The following is a 17,546-nucleotide window of genomic DNA, read 5'->3' as shown; positions in this document are numbered from 1 at the left end:
GCGGTGAGCGGTCGGCGGCTACTTTCGGGTGGCCGGGCCGAAGGGGGTCACCGTGAGTAGGCGCGGCGATCGCAGGCCGCTGGACGTGCATGCCTGCGTGATGGCCGTGCGGATCGGGCCCAGGTCCTCCGCGCGGACGAGCAGCAGTACCGGGCGGCCCGGGCCGTCCCAGATCATCCGGCCGCCCAGCGCGCCCGCGTCCAGGGCCGCCGTGACCACGGTGTTCTGCTCGCGCACCGGCACGCCCGCGCCGACCAGCCGGGTGTGGGCGGCCGTGAGCTCCACCCCCAGCGCGGCCGGGCCGCCGGTGCGCAGACGGGTCGCCGCCTCCCTCAGCCGTGTGCGTTCCACCACCGGCCGGAGCGACTCCGCGCGCCTCTGCGTGTCGGCCACGACGAGCCGGAGCCCGGCGGCCTCCAGGTCGAGCGGGGCGCGCGTGCCGTCCGGCCCGTCGTCCAGGTAGGCCGTGCCCGGACGGCCGAGCAGCGTCGCGCGGCATCGGCCCGCCTCGCGCCCACCCGTCACGCCGAAGGCGCGCAGCCCCCGGTCCACCAGAGCGGACAGGGTGCCCAGCGGAAGCGTCGGCGCGTACATGTCGCGCAGCGCCAGTGCCACCGCGCACGCAGTCGCCGTGGGAGCGGCGAGCCCCGTGCCCTCGGGCAGGTCGACGCCCGCCAGCATCGTTGCGCCGCGGAGCGGGTGCCCGGCCGCGCGCAATGCCCAGGCCGCACTCAGCGCGGGCGCCGCCCACGGCTCGGTCGCGCCGGGGCGGAGGTCGGCGAGGTCCACCCGTTCGCGCTCGACCGGCATGTTCATCAGCGTCAGCTCGACCGTGTCGTCCTCGCGCGGGTGTGTCGCGACGATCGTGCCCCAGCGCGCCGCCACGGTCATGCTCGCGTTGACGTCGGACAGCAGCGTCAGCGAGCCGGGAGCTCGCCAGACGCCTGTCGCCCCGTACCCGTAGGTCTCGTGGAACGTGGCCGGGACCAGCCGGACCTCGGGCGCGAGGTCCAGACGCCCCGTGAGCTCGTCGCCTTGGGGCACCGCCTCAGCCATGGGCGCCGTCCCCCTTGCGGGCGAGCAGCCGGTACGCGTTGCCGGTGCCGCTCCGGCGCGCGACGAAGGCGCCCACCGTGTGGTCCAGCAGGAGGCCGACGAGCACGGTTGGCACGCCGACGGTCCAGATCAGGCCGCGCCCCACGTGCCGCACCCTACGACGCTCGGCCAACCACGGCAGGGTCCGGTCAGGAGCGAGCCCGGCGAACCACAGGTACGCCGCGGTGACGAAGTCGTTGCGCTGGTGCGCGGACGCGCGCTCCTCGGCGACCAGGGCCAGGCCTCGATCGGTGAGCGCCTCCTTGAGGTTCCCGATCGGCATCATGTGCTGGTGCTGCGGCTGGAACCACGGCACCCAGTACTTGCCGAACAGCCGCCCGAGCCGCCATTCGGGGTCGGGCAGCTCGATGAGCAGGTATCCGCCCAGCGGCAGGATCTTCACCGCGGCGTCCAGCTCGACGAACGGGGCGCGGGTGTGCTCCAGGTAGTGGTGCATGCTCACCACGTCGTACATGCCCTGGATGCCGTCGGCCAGGTCGGGGAACATCCCGCGGTGCGCGTGCTCGATCCAGCCGCGCCGCGCGGCCTCCTCGATCTCCGCGCCCTGGTCCAGCCCGTCGAAGACGGTGTCGGGCCAGACCTCGCGGGCGGTGGCGCAGAAGTGCGCATGCCCCGACCCCACGTCCAGCCACCGCTTCGGCGTCGCGAACGGCTTCAGCATCCGGGCCCGGCCCAGGTATTCGTGCGAGGAGGTCATGAAGACGCTCTCGGCGCCGGCCGCGCCGATGCCGTCGTAGAAATCGCGGTAGTAGAAGTCCAGCCCGGCTGACGTCAGCCGCGGGTTCTGGAAGATGTGCCCGCAACTCCCGCACCGCTCCAGCGTGAACGTCCCGGGCTTGTGGTAGATGAGATCCTGGCCGCGCAGCACGACCGACAGGTCGCTCGCGCCGCACCAGGGGCAGGTCTCGCACCGTGGCTTCAGGAAGCGCTCGACCCCCTTGGCCAGCTCGGCGTCGTAGTACGGACGCGCGTCCGTGCGCAGGGCGGCATCGCGCCGATCCGTCTCCGACATCCACCGGCCGGTCGCGGTCCGCATCCAGACGTACACCTCGTACAGCGGACGGGCCAAGGCCGCCAGGTGCAACCCGCGCGGGCGCAGCGCCGTACCGGCGAAGATGAGATAGGGCTGGAGGCAGTACACCGCGAGACACGCCAGGGCCAGCGGCCAGGAGAGGAACGCCTCGACGACGAGCAGCGCGAACGGGACGAGCGCCAGCGTCAGGTCGATCGGGACGATCGTGCCGCCCGCGCGGAGCCGTGACCGGCGCCGTGCCAAGTCGTCCGGTGCCGCGCGAAGTGCGGGCGCGACGGCCAGGGCGCTGCGGTCGCGCGCGTAGTGCTTGAGACGCCGCGCCAGGTTGATCAGGTCGGGCGTGGAGATCGCGTCCGGCTCGGTGACGTTGGCGCGTTCGAGCACGCCGGGGACGACGAGCAGGGCCGAGCCCGCGCCGACACCGTTGCCGGGGCCGTCGGCGTCCGGCCGCGAGATGCGTCGTACGAGGTCGCGCGCCGCGGATATCGGCAGGTCCCGGGGGAGGAGGTCGACGATGTCGTGGTCCTGCCGGTGGGCGTACGCGGCGGCGGCCTGGCGGCTCTCCTCGTCCAGGACGACGCCCTCGGCGACAAGGGAGCGGAAGGCCCTGTCACCGGCGGAGGCGTCGCCGGGAGCGTCGAGCTCGGTCAGGGCCGCGGCGCGACCGCGCAGGCGCGACGCGTTGAGCAGCAGGCCCCCGATGAGCAGGCCGGCGAGGGGGATGGCGATCACGACAGTTTCTCCAGATGGTCTGCTGCCGTCGCGGCGCCGCCGGCGGCCGCGAAGGAGTCTCGGACGCGCTGGGCGGCGGCACGGTAAGCGGGAACGTCGAGCACCGCGAGGAGCGCCGCGCGCAGGTCGTCCGCCCGGACCCGGCCGAACCGCACGCGCTCCCCGGCCCCGGCCGCGACGACCTGATCCGCGATGATCGGCTGGTCGTCGCGGATCGGGCACACGACCAGCGGGAGCCCGTGCGCGAGCGTCTCCGACACGGTGTTGTGGCCGCCGTGGGACACGACCGCGTCCAGGTGGGGCAGCAGGGCGAGCTGCGGCACATGGTCGGTGACCAGGACGTGCGGCGGCGGCTCGGTGAGCATGCCGGGCGGGGCGACGATGATCGCCTGCAGGTCCTCGCCGAGGTCGGCGAGCGCCTCGACCGCGACGCGGTAGAAGCGCTCGCCCACCAGGCCGTTCAGCGTGCCGAGCGAGACCAGGACTCTGCGGTGGGAGTCGAGCCAGTCCCAGGGGAACGTACCGCGGTCGGGCCGCCCGGCCAGCGCGGGACCGGCGAAGATCCAGTGCCCGGGGAACCGCGACACGTCGCCGACCAGCGCCCCGGTCGTGAAGACCAGCGTGAGACGGTCGGAGAACCGCAGGTCGACCGCCTCGGCCAGGCCGGACCCGGCCTGGAAGTCGGCCATGAGCGAGGAGATCCACGCCTCGACCTTCGGCATGCCCGCGAGCGGCTTCAGCACCTCGGCCGGCGTGCTCGCCGAGGTCGCCCAGGTGATCCCGGCACGGCGGGCGGCGACCGGCCCGGCGATCGCCTGCTGGTCGGCGACCAGGACATCGGGCGCGAAGGTCGCGACGGCCGCCTCGACGTCGGGGAGCATGGCCTGTCCGAGCGGGACGATGAACTCCTCCCACAGGGACTTCAGCGCCGCGGCGCCGCGCAGCGCGAGACGCTCCTCGCGCAGTAGCCGGTCGAGCGCGTCATCGGTGACCGGCAGTACACGGGCACCGGTCGGCAGGAGCGGTTCCAGCATGCCTCGATGCCCGGCCCAGGCCACCTCGTGACCGCGCCGGGTCAGCTCCGCGCCGACCGCCGCGGTCGGGTTGATGTGGCCGGTCAGCGGCGGCACGGTGAACAGGAAGCGGCTCACGGGCCCTCCTTCGTCAGGGGAGCGGCTGGAACACGGCGTTCCCTGGCCCGCGTGCGCTGCTCGGCGAGCCAGGTCAGCAGGATGTCGCGGAGGATCTCGGTCGCCTCACGCAGGACGGTGTGCGCCAGGCCGGGCAGGATCTCGACCGTGCAGTCCGGCACATGACGTGCCAACTCGGCGGCTGCCCCGACCAGCTCGGACCGCTCGCCGTACACGCCGAGCACGGGGCAGCGGATCGCGGCCAGCTCGGCCGGGCGCAGCGGCCGTTCCGACGCGACATCGTCCACCAGGGTGGTCCGGTTCAGCAGCCCGTCGGCGTGCGCGATCAGGCGTGCCATTCGCCGCTGCCCGGCCTTGTCGTACTGGTTCCGTGCCCCGTCGTACTCCAGCCGCAGTGCGGTCACCGACAGCGTGTTGGCCATGTCCTCGATCCAGGCGGCGGCGCTCGTACCCGCGCAGCTCGCCTCGATCAGCGTCAGCCCGGCGACCCGGTCCGGCTCGGTCACCGCCATGCGGGCGGCGACGATGCCGCCATAGCTGTTGGCGACCAGATGGACCGGCTCGTCGACGCCGAGCGCGTCGAGCAGCGCGCACAGATCGTTCACGCCGTCGTCGGCCGTGTAGCCGGTCTCCGGCCGGTGCGAGCGGCCGTGCCCGCGCAGGTCGTACAGGATCACGCGGGCCCCGTTGACGACGGCGGGCCCGGCGAGCGTGTAGTAGAAGCTGGACAGGTTGTCGGAGATCAGGCCGTGGACGAAGACGACGGTCGGCGCGTCCGCCGTGTGCTCCTGGGGTTCCAGGATCTGCGCGTTGAACCGTATGCCGTTCGCGTGGACGTCAGCCATGAGCCGATTCCGTGAGCGCCGCCCCCGGTAGGACGGTGAGGGGGCCGGTCACCGGTGGTTCCGCCCTGAGGCCGGCCGGCACCGTGGTGTTCTCGACCGGCGCGGTGATCCGCCGTGTAGCCGGCCCGTTCCGCAGGTCCCAGGCCGGGTACCAGGAGGCGGCGCTACCGGTGGACGGACCGTGCGGCATCACCACCGGCTCACCCGGATGGTCGGGCGCCGGAACCACCGTGTGGAACCGCGCCTCGCGGACGGTCGTGTACGGCATCACCGGGCTCTGCTTCCCGGCCGGGCGACTGTCGTGCGCTCCTCGACGTAGGCCACCAGGGTGCCGACCTTCATCGCCATGATCTCGGTGATGTCCATGTCGGCGACGAGGGCGGCGAAGTCGACCCGGCCGCTGTACCGCCGCTGGAGCTTCTCGGTGAGCGCGACGAACTCGATGCTCTCCAGGGCGAGGTCGTCGCTGAACGTGGTGTCCCTGGTGATCTCGACGTCGAGGAGGAAATCCTCTCCCACGATCTCGATGAGCATCTCGACCACTTCGCCGAGGACTGTGTCCGTTGTGCTCACTTCGCGTCCTTTCCGTACGTCCAGGCCACGGCATACGCCGCCGCCCCGCTGGTGATCACTGTGCTGCCGGCGAGGTACGCGTCGCCGTCGGGCGCGGTCACGACCAGAGCCAGGTCCTCGTCCGCGGGGTCGGGGGACGCGCGTACCTCGAAGTCGTGTGCCCGACCGCCGAGCCCGGTGCCGAGGGCCTTGGCGACCGCCGCCTTGGCGGTCCGCAGCCGCGTGAACAGCGCGGCGCGGTCGGCGCCGGTCCGGTCGTGGAGCAGCCGGCGCTCCGTGACGGTCAGCGTGGCCCTCTCGGTGTCGTCGTCGGGTTCGGCGACGGGCTCGATGTCGATGCCGACCGGGCCCGGCCCGGCCAGCGCCACCGCGATGCCGGGACTGCGCCCCTGACCCGCGCAGTGCGCCAGCGAGATCCCCGGCGCGCGGAACGCCCCGGCCGCGCGCGGCCTCCCCGCGTCGTCCTTGATCGTGATCTCGGCCGGGTAGACGGGTCCCGCGCCGTGGTCCCACAGCCGCCGCCGCACGGCGTCCTTGGCGGCGATCCGGCCGAGCAGCCACGCGCGCCGCGCGTTGGGCGTCAGCTCCTCGAAGCGGGTCCGCTCGGCGGCGCACAGGTATCGGCGCATGATCAGCTCGCGTGAGCCGGTGTCGGGCCAGCGCTCGCGGACGACGCACCAGCCGCCCGGGTGCGGCTCGGACAGGGTCTCGCTCTGCGGGCGGAGCTTCACGTCCCAGATCCGCTCGTCGGTGGCGAAGCGCCGTGTCGTCCAGCCGTCGATCCGGCACCAGAGGCGTCCTTCGCCGTCGAGGATCTCGGCGTCGGCGCGCATCTCCGTGTCGGTGATCTCCCGGATCCAGGCGCGGCAGTCCAGCCGCGCGCCGATCTCGGGGCGCGGACCGTAGAACCGCACCGCGCCGATCCCGGTCGGCAGCACGGTCTGGTCGGTGGTCAGGCTGACCTGCATCCAGTGGCCGATGAGCTGGCCCGCGCCGTCGAGCAGGGCGCCCTCGGCGGGGAGGCTGGTCAGGCTCCCGGTGATGCCATCGCTGCCGAGCTCGTCGACGTGGGCGACGCTGGCGAACCGGGGGCCGTGGAACATCCAGTCACGGTCGTACAGCTCCCGCGCGGAGACGGGCGCGGGCCGGGGATCCGACAGGGTCAGCCGCGAGGGCTCGGGTGCGTCCGGACAGCCGGTCTCGCGCAGGCGTACGACGCCACTCGCGTAGCCCTCGATCTGGACCCTGACCTGGATCTCACCGTCCGGTGCGGTGTCGCCGCGGGTGACGTGCACGGAGGTGGTCGTCTCGGGCGCGGTGCAGAGCCAACGGAGCGCCCTGACCTGCGTGATGCCGACCACCGTCGCGTCCGGCACCAGCTCGGTGGCCGCCCCGGCCATCACCTCGAGGATCGTGGTGAGCGGGACGACCGGGAACCGGTCGGTCATGTCGGGCCAGCCCGGCGCTTGGGGGAACACGCAGTGGTCGACGGTGTCCGGCATCGTCGCTAGGGAGAACACCCTGGTCCGGCTGAGGGCCTGCGGCGGTTCGCCGGTGGCCGCCTCGCCGTCCGCGGGAGCCACGTCGCTAGGGGCGGCCAGCCATGCCTCGGTGATCGTCCGGGCCACAGCGGCCGTGGCGGTGAGCGCGGCGTTCAGCTCGGCGACGACCGAAGAGCCGTTCCCGACGACCGTCTCGGCTGCCCCGGCAGCGGGCGCGGCGACGAGGCCGTCGAGGTCGGGCAGCCGGACCATCGGCTCGCCGAGGCGCAGCCGCACGGTGCCTTCCGGACGCGCGCGCGGGGGCGGTGGGGCGGGCAACCGGGTGAAGTCCGGGGCCAGGCCGTCCGCCCAGAGCGCCGCGGCGACCCGGCGCAGCTGGTCGAGCCCGTCGCGGGTGGACACGGCGGTGGTGGTCGCCAGGTACTCGCGGTCGCGCAGCGTGTCCTCGGTGAATCCGACCAGGCTGCCCTGGCCGACCTGGACGAACGCGCGGATGCCCGAGTCGTGCAGCAGCTCGGTGAGGCGCCGGAACCGCACCGGCTCGACGAGGTGGCGCAGCACCAGGTCGCGTACGCCGCCGACGTCGGCGGGGAAGGGCTCGAGCGAGGTGGCGGACCAGACCGGCACGGTCGGCCGACCCACCTCCAGCCGTTCCAGCACCGCCCGGGCGGCGGGCAAGTGCGGCGCGTACACCGGGGAGTGGAATCCGGTGCGGAAGGGCATGGTCTCGGTCAGCACGCCCTGCCGGCGCAGGCCGTCCACGACTTGCGACACGTGGTCTGCCGGACCGCAGATCACCGCCTGGTGCGGGCAGTTGTCATGGCTGAGGTACACGTCGTCGAACCCGTCGAGTTCACCGGCGACGCGATCGGCGGACGCGCCGAGCGCCGCGTACACGACGTCGGGCACCTGCACCATTCCGGGCCGCATCGAGGCGATGAAGGCGTCGACCTCCGGGTAGATCCCTCCGACGATCATCGCGGTCCACTCGCCGAGGCTGTGCCCGGCCACCGCGCCCGGCGTGATGCCGAGCTCGGCGAGCGCGGCGGCGTACAAGCGGCACACCATGACGATGTCGAGTGCGTGCTCGACGACCTCGCCGCTGCCGGACAACTCGGGGGCGGGCAGGCCGAGGTGTTCGGCCAGGGCCGTGACGCGGGGCGCGAACTCCGGCTCGAAGCCGGGGAACAGGAAGGCCACTTGCTCGGGTCCGGAGAGCAGCGGCCGGGGCGTGAACCACACGTCGCTCCGGCCCCGCCAGGCGCGCCCCCTCGCGACGATCTTGCGGGCCAGTGCGAGCCGTCGCGCGTCCGGCCCGACGATCGCGAGCCGGCAGGGCCCGTCGCCGGGCGGGACCTGCCGTCCCGACCGCTCGATCAGCTCGGCGTCGGCGGCGGCGAGGACGCGCGCGACGTCCCGCGGGCCGGACCCGGCGATCCGCAGGACCGGCTCGCCGACGGCCGGCCGGGCCGGTGCGGAGGCACGCGCGCGTGCGGCCCGCGGTGCCTCCTCGAGGACGACGTGTGCGTTGATCCCGCCGAAGCCGAAGGCGTTGACCGCCGCGCGGCGCGGCGTCCCGGGCGGGCGCTCCCACGCAGTGGCCTCGGCGATCGGCGTGAACCGCGTGCCGCTCAGGCCGGGATGCGGCTCCTCGATGTGCAGGGTCGGAGGCAGCGTTGCGTGGTGCAGAGCGAGTGCCGCCTTGATCAGCCCGGCCACGCCCGCGGCGGGCATGGTGTGGCCGATCATCGATTTGACCGTGCCCAGGCCGATCGGCGGGCCGCCGGGGCCGAACACCCGCCGCAGCGTTTCCAACTCGGTCGTGTCGCCCGCAGGAGTCGCGGTGCCGTGCGCCTCGATCAGCCCGACCGCGTGCTCGGCGGCCGGGTCCACGCCCGCGGCCCGCCACGCCTGTTCGACGGCGGTCACCTGGCCGTTGGACAAGGGGTTCATCATGCTGGTCGCACGCCCGTCGCTGGCGACGCCCACGCCGCGGATCACCGCATACACCCGGTCGCCGGACCTGACCGCGTCCACGAGGCGCTTGAGCAGCACGATCCCGGTGCCCTCCGACAGCAGGGTGCCGTCGGCGCGGGCGTCGAAGGGCCGGATCGTCTCGGTCGGGCTGAGCGCCCGCAACTGGGTGAAGACGCTCCACAGGGTGGTGTGGTGGCAGTGGTGCACGCCGCCCGCGAGTACCGCGTCGCAGCGGCCGGAGGCCAGGTCGCGTACGGCGTGGTCCACCGCCAGCAGCGACGACGCGCACGCGGCGTCCACCGTGTAGGCGGGGCCGCGCAGGTCGAAGCGGTTGGCCACGCGGGAGGCGGCGAAGTTCGGCACCAGGCCGATCGACTCCTCCGGCCCGAGGGCCTTCTGGAACGCCTCGCGCACGGTGCCGAGCCGGTCCCCGGTCAGGCCGGGGACGAGGTCGCGCAGCACGGCGGCGAGCTGGTGGGCGGTGTGGACGCGCTGGTCGAGCCGCGCGAGGCCGGGGGTGAGGTAGCCGCCCCGGCCGATGATGACCCCGACGCGGGAGCGGTCGGGGAGCCGGTCCTCGCCGCCGGCGTCGGTGATCGCCTCGGCCGCGGCCCGCAGGGCCAGCAGTTGGTCCGGCTCGGTGCCGTCGACCGCCGCCGGCATGATGCCGAATCTCGTCGGGTCGAAGTCGGCGACCTCGTCGACGAACCCGCCCCGCCGGCAGTAGAAACGATCCGGTGCCGCCCTGCCCTCGGCGTCGTAGTAGACGCTTTGGTCCCAGCGGTGCGCGGGTACCTCCGAGACCGCGTCCACCCGGGTGCGGATGTTGCGCCAGAACGCCGTCGCGTCCCCCGCGCCGGGGAACACCGCACCGATTCCGACGATCGCGACGTCCTCAGACATCGTTGGTCTCGCCGCACATGTAGACGACCTGGGCGTCCTGGCCGTGGGACAGCTCACGCAGCAGGCACGCGACGCCGGCGTCCGGGTCGATCAGCGTGATGCCGCGCCGCGCGTACTCGCGTCCGAGGTCGGGAGAGACCATGCCGCCACCCGCCCACGGTCCCCAGTCGATCGCGACGACGCGGCCGGGCAGCCGCGCCGCCCACGCGTGGCAGAGGGAGTCGAGGGCGTCATTGGCCGCCGCGTAGTCGGTCTGACCGCGATTGCCGAACACCCCGGACACGCTGCCGAACGCGGCGACGAACCCGACGGGCGGACGCTCGTCCCCGTCCTGGGTGCCGACGGGCGCGATCGCCTTCAGCAGCGCGCGGAAACCGTCCACCTTCGTCGCGTAGACGCGGGCGAACGAGTCCGGCGTCTTGTCGCCGAGCAGCCGGTCCTCCAAGAGGCCCGCACCGTGGACGATCCCGTCGAGCCGTCCGTGCCGCGCGTGGATGTCTTCAACGATGGCGCGTACCGCGTCGGCGTCGCGGACGTCGGCGGCGTGGTAGCGGACCGAGGCCGCGACGCCGCGCAGCTCCTCCAGCGTGCCCCGGATCTCCCGCTCCCTGAGGATGCGGCGCGCGGCCGCGTCGATCTCGGTGGGTCTTCCGCCGCCCTGGCGGGCCAGGGCGGCGCGAAGCGCGGACATGTCCGGGGCGGACGTCGTGGCCGGGTCCTCCGGCGCGGACGGGGCCGGCGTCCGTCCGATCAGCTCGACGTGGCAGCCGGTCAGGCGGGCCAGTGCGCGGGCGGCGACGGCGGTGATGCCGCGTGCGCCGCCGGTCAGCAGGAGCACCGATTCGCGGCCCAGGCCGGGCGGCGGGGCCACCTCACCGTCGAGCTCGGCGCGGCGGACCCGCAGCGTGGTGCGGGTGCCGTTGCGGTATCCGACCACGGTGCGGCCGTCGCCGCCCGCGAACTCCTGAAGCAGGTGTTCGGCGATCCTGCGCGGGTTCTCCTTGGGGTCGACGTCGACTGCGCGCACCACTGCGTCGGGATACTCGCGCGCTAGCGCACGGACGAGCCCGCGTAGGCCGATGTCGATCGGGTCGTGCTCGGACACGCCGTCGCCCTGCCCGAAGCCCCCCGCCGTCGCGGTGGCGACCACCAGCCGGTCGGCGCCGTCCAGCATGGCTTGGCGGATCCCGGCGAACGCGGTGGGCAGTACCGGTCGGGCGCCGGGCGACAGCGCGGCCAGGTGCACGAGAGCGTCGGCGTTGGTCTCGTCCTCCGGGGCCGCCACGACGCGGGGGGCGGCCCCGCGGCGTTCGAGCAGGTCGGCGAGTTCGAGCGCGATCCCGCGACCGTCGTCGACGATGACGACCCTGCGGCCGGTGAGCCTGGGGCCGTCGACTCCGGGGGCGGCGACGGTGACGGGCTCGACGACATACCGGCTGGGGACGGCGGACCCGGCGGGCTCGGCCGCCTGAACGGGCTCGGCGGGCTCGGCCGGCCCCGCGAGGTGGCCGCCGAGCCAGTCGGCGATGCCGCCGATGGTCTTGATCCGGGCCAGCTCGGCGACGACGTCCTCGTTCAGTGCCGACTCGTCGCCGGAGAGCCCGAGGCGCTCGGCGAGCTCCCCGATGATCTCCGTTCGCTTGATCGAGTCGATGGACAGGTCGCTCTCCAGGTCCAGGTCCGTGCCGAGCATGTCGGAGGGGTAGCCGGTACGGGCGCTGACCGTGGCGACGACGACCTCGCGGATTCGCTCCGGCCCGACCGTCCTCGGCTCCGGCGTGGCCGCGGGCTCGGCGACGGGCGCGGGTTCGCCGACCGGCGCGACCGCCGGTTCCGGGACCGGAGCGGGGAGCGCCGCCGGGACGGGCGGCGGCGCCGGAGCGGCCCCGAGATAGCCGAGCATGACGTCGCGCTGTGCCGCGACCAGCTCCCGCGTCGTCCGCAGGAACTCCGTCACCGCGGCGTCGCGTTGCGATCCGTTGGCCTCACCCATCGGTTCTCCTGTCGCTGTCGGACCCATCTGTGGCGCTTCGGTCGCGGGCCGCAGCCCGCCGGGCACGGGTTCCCCGGAGGCGGTCCGTACGAGCTGCCCGTCGACGACCCACCCGGGGCGTCCGGCCGTGCCGGGGACGGGCCCGGCACGGCCGGCGTACAGGGGCCCGAGGTCGACCGGAACACCGGCGACGGCCAGCTCGGCGAGCGCGTGCAGCAGCCGCACGACACCGTTCTCGCCGGACACGTCGCAGGCCACGACCGTGTGCGGCCGGTCACCCAGGATCTTGCGGACCAGGCCGGTCAGCACGCGGCCCGGCCCCGCCTCGACGAAGACCCGTGCGCCGGCCGCGTACATCGCCTCGATCTGCTCGACGAACCGCACGGGCTCGGCCACCTGGCGGGCCAGCAGTTCGCGGACGAGGTCGGGCGACCCGGGGTACGGGGCGGCGGTGCCGTTCGACCAGACCGGGTAAGCGGGCGGTCGCACGTCGCGGTCGGCGAGCGCTGCGGCCAGTGCGTCCGCGGCCGCGGCGACCAGGGGGCTGTGGAACGCGCAGGCGACCGGCATGTCGCGCGTGTTCATCCCGCGGGCGCCGAGGGCGGCGGCGGCGCGTTCGACCGCGTCCGTGGGACCGGAGACGACCGCCTGCTCGGGGGCGTTGTCGTTGGCGACGATCACCTCGTCGTCCACCCCGAGGTCCGCGAGTGCCGTGCCCACGTCGGCGGCGGAGGCCGCGACCGCGGCCATCGTCCCGGGGTCCTCACCGGCCGCCGTGAGGATCGCGTCGGCGCGTGCCTCGCTGAGGGCGATCAGGTCCTCCTCGCCGAACGCCCCGGCCGTGCAGAGCGCGACCAGTTCCCCGTAACTGTGGCCGCCCGCCATGTCGGGCCGGACACCGAGCGTGCCGAGCAGTTCGGCCATGGCCAGCCCGGCGATGCCCAGGGTGGGCTGGGCCACGCGGGTGTCGGTGATCGCGGCCTTCTGCCGCGCGATCTCCTCGCGGTCGAACGCGGCCGGCGGGAACATCACCGGGGCGAAACGGCCGTCCGCCAGCCGAAGCAGGCGCTGAAGGCGCGGGAAGGCGACGAACAGGTCGGCGAGCATCCCGGGCCGCTGGCTGCCCTGGCCGGGGAACAGGAACGCCACCGTGCCGGTCGCGATCTCGTCCGGTGGCAGGTGGACGCCCGTCCCGGCCCGTCCGGCCCGCAGGTCGGCGAGCTTGGCGGCCAGGTCGTCCCGGCCAGAGGCGACGAGCGCGGCACGGACGGGTGCGTCGGGGGCGCCCCGCAGGTGGGCGGTCGCCAGGTCGCGCAGCTTGGCGGCAGGGTCGGCGTCGAGCAGCTTCGCCAGGCGGTCGGCTTCCCGGGCGACCTCGTCTGGTCCGGCGCCGCGGAACACCAGCAGCTCTGCGGGCCACTCCGGGAGGCCGTGCGCGGGCTCGTCCGCACCGTCGTAGCCGCTCAGAACGGCGTGGAAGTTGGTGCCGCCGAAGCCGAACGCGCTCACCCCCGCATACCGGCGTCCAGGCGGAGTGCCCCACGGCGCCGGCCCGAACGCGAACGGGCTCGTCTCCGGCGACCAGTACGGGTTCGGCTCGGTGATGTGCAGGCCGCCCGGACGCACCCCGGTGTGCAGGGCGTACGCGGCCTTGATCAGCCCGGCCAGGCCGGCGGCGCACTTGGTGTGCCCGATCTGGGACTTGACCGACCCGATCCGGCAGCTCGCGGGTTCGGCACCGGCCTCGGTGAACAGGTCGGTGAGCGCGGCCAGCTCGGTGCGGTCGCCGACCACGGTGCCGGTACCGTGCGCCTCGATCAGCCCGACCTCGGTGGGGGAGACACCGCTGGCGGCGTAGGCGCGCTCGAGCGCGCGCCGCTGTCCCTCGGGGCGCGGCGCCGTCAAGCCGAGGGAGCGGCCGTCGCTGGATCCGGCCACGCTCTTGACGACCGCGTAGATCCGGTCGCCGTCGCGCTCGGCGTCGGCAAGGCGCTTGAGCACCGCGCAGGCCACCCCCTCGCCGAGCACGATGCCGTCGGCGGCGGAGTCGAACGTGGCGCATCTGCCCTTCGGTGACAGCGCGTGCACCGAGGCGAAGAGCAGGTAGTCCTGGATGTCGTTGTGCAGGTCCGCGCCGCCGCACACGACCATGTCGCTGCTGCCTGCGGACAGCTCTTTGCAGGCCAGGTCCAGCGCGGCGAGACTCGACGCGCAGGCCGCGTCCACAGTGAAGTTGGACCCGCCGAGGTCGAGGCGGTTGGCGATCCGTCCGGCGATCACATTGCTCAGCACGCCGGGAAAGGAGTCGTCGGTGAGCTCGGGCAGGTGCTGGTCCAGAGCAGGTGGGACCTCGCCGGTGTAGGACGGCAGCATCGAGCGCAGGCCGTACGCCGCCGACAGGCCGCTGCCCGCCTCGGCGCCGAAGATCACCGAGGTGCGTTCGCGGTCGAAGGCGCGGTCGGCGTAACCCGCGTCGCGCAGCGACCGGGCGGCCACCTCCAGCGCGAGCAACTGAACGGGCTCGATACTGCCGAGCGAAGCGGGCGGGATGCCGTAGTCCAGTGCGTCGAAGGGCACCTGCGGGATGAAGCCGCCCCACTTGGAGGACGTCCGGCCCCGGGGCCGCGTGGTGGCCTCCGGGTCGTAGTACAGCTCGCTCTTCCAGCGCTCAGCCGGTACCTCGGTGACCGCGTCGACACCATGGACGATGTTCGACCAGAACTCCCCGAGATCACCCGCGTCCGGATACACGCAGGCCATGCCGACGATGGCGATGTCCAGCGGCTTCGCGGAGGCCTCCCGCACCGCCGTCTCCTCGTCCGCGAAGGAGGCGAGCAGGCGGGCGGACCCGGCCGAGACCTCCTCATGCAGCGCGGCGACGGTCGTGACCTGCGAGCGGAGCATGGCGACCTGGCCGAGCATGTACATGCCCTCGTCGCGCTGCTCCCGCTCGTCCACCGTCCGGACGCCCTCGGCCGTACGCCGCAGGCCTTTCGAGGCGATGCGCAGTCGGCCGAGGTTGAGGCTCTCCAGTTCCGCCCAGGTCTCCTGGACGGTGGCGCCGTCTTCGGTGAGGCGCCGCCGCGTCTCTTCGAACGCCGTGAGGTACGGGGTGTCCGCGCAGCGGGTCACGTGGCCGGGCGAGGTCTCCAGCAAGGCCGTGCGTTCACACTCCAGTGCGGTCCGCTGGTAGTTCTCAAGGATCGCACCGGCGCTGACGGCCTCCTGGGTGAACAGGTACGCCGTTCCCATGAGCACGCCGGTCGCGACGCCGCGCTCGGCGAGCGGCCCGCAGGCTGCCGACACCATCGAGGCCGACCGCGCGTCGTGCACGCCCCCGGCGAACAGCACGCTCACCTCGGGCAGCACCTCGGGGTGCTCGAGCAGGCAGTCGATCTGGGACTGCCAGAGCGGGAAGCTCGCGCGCGGGCCGATGTGCCCGCCGCACTCCGAGCCCTCGAACACGAACTTGCGGGCGCCGTCCTTGAGGAACCGCGCCAGCAGGCCAGGAGAGGGGACATGCAGGTAGGTCGAGATGCCATCGCCCTCCAGCGCCGCGGCCTGGGCCGGACGCCCACCGGCGATCAGCGCGTACGGCGGGCGCGCCGCGTGGACGGCCTCCAGTTGGGCGGCGCGGACCTCCTCCGGGGCGAAGCCGAGGATGCCGACGCCCCACGGTCGGTCACCGAGCAGTTCGGCGGCCTCCGTCAGCAACCGGCGCGTGTCCGCGCCGCTCATCAGGGCGAGCGCCAGGAACGGCAGGCCGCCGCCCTCCGCCACCTTCGAGGCGAACGCGGCCTGGTCACTGACACGGGTCATCGGACCCTGCGCGATCGGGTAGCGCGGGTCCTTCGAAGCGTGCGCGATGCCCCGGCCCGGCGCCAGGGGAGCCTGCTCCTTGCCTGCGGCGATCCCGGCGCGGATCCCGGCACGGATCGCCTGGACGACACCGCCCGCCGTCTTGTGCCGACGGGCGAGAGGCGCGGCGAACGCGCCCTCCTGTCCGATCGGGAGCAGTTGCGTGCGCAGGTCGCGGGCTCCGACATGGTTCGGGACGCCGCTCTCGGCCAGCTCGGACACCGGAAGGTCGGGGCGTGTGTAGACACGATGGCCGTCGACGACCCTCGTCTCGCTGCCGTCCATCGCGGCGATCGCCGCCGCGACCGCCTCCGGAAGCTCCGCCTCGGCCACCAGGGCGAGCTGGGAGTCGACCACCACACCGCGAGCCCCGCCGGCCACGGCTGCGGCGGCGGTGGCGGTGCCGATTCCGCCCTGCGCCCAGACCGGAACGGCGACCACGGCTACCAGACGCTGGAGCAGAACGAACGCGCTCAGCTCCTCGATCCGGCCGCCCGACTCCATACCCTTGGCAATGACTCCGGCGACGCCCCGCTCCACGGCGGCGCACGCCTCCTCGACGGAGGTCACCTCGGCGAGGATGCGGCAGGCCGTACTCAGCCACGCCCGGCCGTTCACGCCTGCGCCGAGCACCACGGTGTCGACATCGCTGGGCAGGTCTTCGGGCGCGAGCGGGCAGCCCTCCGGCACCCGCACGCCGAAGGCGCCGCCCCAGCGGCGCGTGACGCGGTCCAGTTCCTCGCGCGCCCGGACCGAGTCCAGGCCGAGGTCGAGGATGCCGAGACCGCCGGCCCGTTCGACGGCCACGGTCAGTGCGGCGTTGGGTTCGGTGAAGGGGGTCAGGCCGATCACCAGGTCACGGCTGTGCAGGTCGGTCGTCATCTGTGTCTTTCCATCCCAACCTCTGAAGAAGTCCCCTTCAGGAGGGCATGGGGGAGCCCATGGTGGACGTGCGAATCACATCTGGAGTGGCGGCGGGGGTGTCAGCGGAAGCGGGGGACGATGGTGAAGGCCGCGCGACTGTATAGGTGCTACCACAGCATCGCGACCGATGTCGACATTCCTTTATTGGACAGTAAGGCCAGTTGGTCAAGAAACGCCTGGTCGAAAGCCATCCGGGTGCGCTGAATTTTCCGCCGAACGGCCAATGCCCGCACACGTCGCGTGAGGAAATGCTCACACAATGACACGCGCGCCGAAGAGAAAGCTTTCACCATGCCGTTGATGTGCACGGACCACTCTGAGCCAAATCCCACTCTGTTAGTCGCTGACATGCCGCCCCGCGCGCTGGCATTAGATGTCCCGCGGCAAACCTGTCGACACGGGAGGCGGGCATGGCTTCAGGCGGCTACGAGGGTTCTCCAGGGGCGGATTTCAACGGGCTGTTCTGCGCGCTGTTGTCGAGGCCGTACTGGTGGGCGCTGGAGAGGCTGGCGGACGCCCTGCTCCGTGCGACGGACTGGGGGCGGTCGTGCGCGGGGGCCGGCATGGGCGCGAGGACAGAGCATGATATACATCACATTCTGAAGGATCGCCCTTCCCTGGGATTCCCCGATGGACGGGCTGCACGAGGCGGCCCGTCCAGGGAAGGGGACCCGATGTCCGACGTCACACGCGACCGGAGGAACCCGGTCCGTGCCGGCCACCGCTCCCGCCACGTAGGCGCTGATCAGCCGGGATCAGGTGATCGCGAATGCTCTCACCCGGAACCTGCATACCTGGCGGCGCATCCCGGGCCGCCCTCTCGCGTCTCTCCGGCGTCCGGGGCAACGGAAAGACGTCGATGGGCATGGACGTCGCACACAACAAGCTCGTTTCGTCCAACGCAGGCAATGCGACCCCGAACGTCAGGAAGGTCGGCAC

8 protein-coding genes are annotated in these 17,546 nt (G+C 73.3%); all 8 read right to left on the bottom strand.

From position 1 onward, the window contains the following. Positions 1-18: 18 nt before the first annotated feature. The 8 genes from QP090_RS18930 to QP090_RS18895 are packed head-to-tail and all read right to left on the bottom strand — an operon-like array spanning position 19 to position 16,565. Positions 19-1,056, bottom strand: a complete 1,038-nt coding sequence (locus QP090_RS18930; protein ID WP_285940309.1) for a hypothetical protein — start codon at positions 1,054-1,056, stop codon at positions 19-21. Then, positions 1,049-2,881, bottom strand: a complete 1,833-nt coding sequence (locus QP090_RS18925) for a class I SAM-dependent methyltransferase (protein ID WP_285940308.1) — start codon at positions 2,879-2,881, stop codon at positions 1,049-1,051. The genes QP090_RS18930 and QP090_RS18925 overlap by 8 nt, the downstream gene beginning before the upstream one ends. Then, the gene (locus QP090_RS18920) at positions 2,878-4,032 is read right to left on the bottom strand and encodes a glycosyltransferase (protein WP_285940307.1); all 1,155 of its coding nucleotides are present in this window, start codon (positions 4,030-4,032) and stop codon (positions 2,878-2,880) included. Before QP090_RS18920 ends, QP090_RS18925 begins: the two co-directional genes overlap by 4 nt. Next, entirely contained in the window at positions 4,029-4,877 is an 849-nt protein-coding gene (locus tag QP090_RS18915; RefSeq protein ID WP_285940306.1) for an alpha/beta fold hydrolase, read from the bottom strand. Before QP090_RS18915 ends, QP090_RS18920 begins: the two co-directional genes overlap by 4 nt. Further along, positions 4,870-5,145 carry a hypothetical protein gene (locus tag QP090_RS18910; RefSeq protein WP_285940305.1) on the bottom strand — a complete coding sequence of 92 codons (276 nt, stop codon included), beginning with the start codon at positions 5,143-5,145 and terminating at the stop codon, positions 4,870-4,872. Before QP090_RS18910 ends, QP090_RS18915 begins: the two co-directional genes overlap by 8 nt. Further along, entirely contained in the window at positions 5,145-5,450 is a 306-nt protein-coding gene (locus tag QP090_RS18905) for a phosphopantetheine-binding protein (protein WP_285940304.1), read from the bottom strand. Before QP090_RS18905 ends, QP090_RS18910 begins: the two co-directional genes overlap by 1 nt. Further along, the gene (locus QP090_RS18900) at positions 5,447-9,832 is read right to left on the bottom strand and encodes a beta-ketoacyl synthase N-terminal-like domain-containing protein (RefSeq protein WP_285940303.1); all 4,386 of its coding nucleotides are present in this window, start codon (positions 9,830-9,832) and stop codon (positions 5,447-5,449) included. The genes QP090_RS18905 and QP090_RS18900 overlap by 4 nt, the downstream gene beginning before the upstream one ends. Then, entirely contained in the window at positions 9,825-16,565 is a 6,741-nt protein-coding gene (locus QP090_RS18895) for a type I polyketide synthase (RefSeq protein WP_285940302.1), read from the bottom strand. Before QP090_RS18895 ends, QP090_RS18900 begins: the two co-directional genes overlap by 8 nt. Positions 16,566-17,546 lie beyond the last annotated feature (981 nt).

Source organism: Actinomadura xylanilytica (genome assembly GCF_030283145.1).
Lineage (GTDB): Bacteria > Actinomycetota > Actinomycetes > Streptosporangiales > Streptosporangiaceae > Spirillospora > Spirillospora xylanilytica.
This window is presented reverse-complemented; position numbering and strand designations above follow the sequence as displayed.

Bases quoted from the DNA above. Each gene is read 5' to 3' on its own strand.
- QP090_RS18930 (WP_285940309.1), bottom strand. From the start codon at position 1,056: ATGGCTGAGGCGGTGCCCCAAGGCGACGAGCTCACGGGGCGTCTGGAC.
- QP090_RS18915 (WP_285940306.1), bottom strand. From the start codon at position 4,877: ATGGCTGACGTCCACGCGAACGGCATACGGTTCAACGCGCAGATCCTG.
- QP090_RS18910 (WP_285940305.1), bottom strand. From the start codon at position 5,145: ATGCCGTACACGACCGTCCGCGAGGCGCGGTTCCACACGGTGGTTCCG.
- QP090_RS18900 (WP_285940303.1), bottom strand. From the start codon at position 9,832: ATGTCTGAGGACGTCGCGATCGTCGGAATCGGTGCGGTGTTCCCCGGC.
- QP090_RS18895 (WP_285940302.1), bottom strand. From the start codon at position 16,565: ATGACGACCGACCTGCACAGCCGTGACCTGGTGATCGGCCTGACCCCC.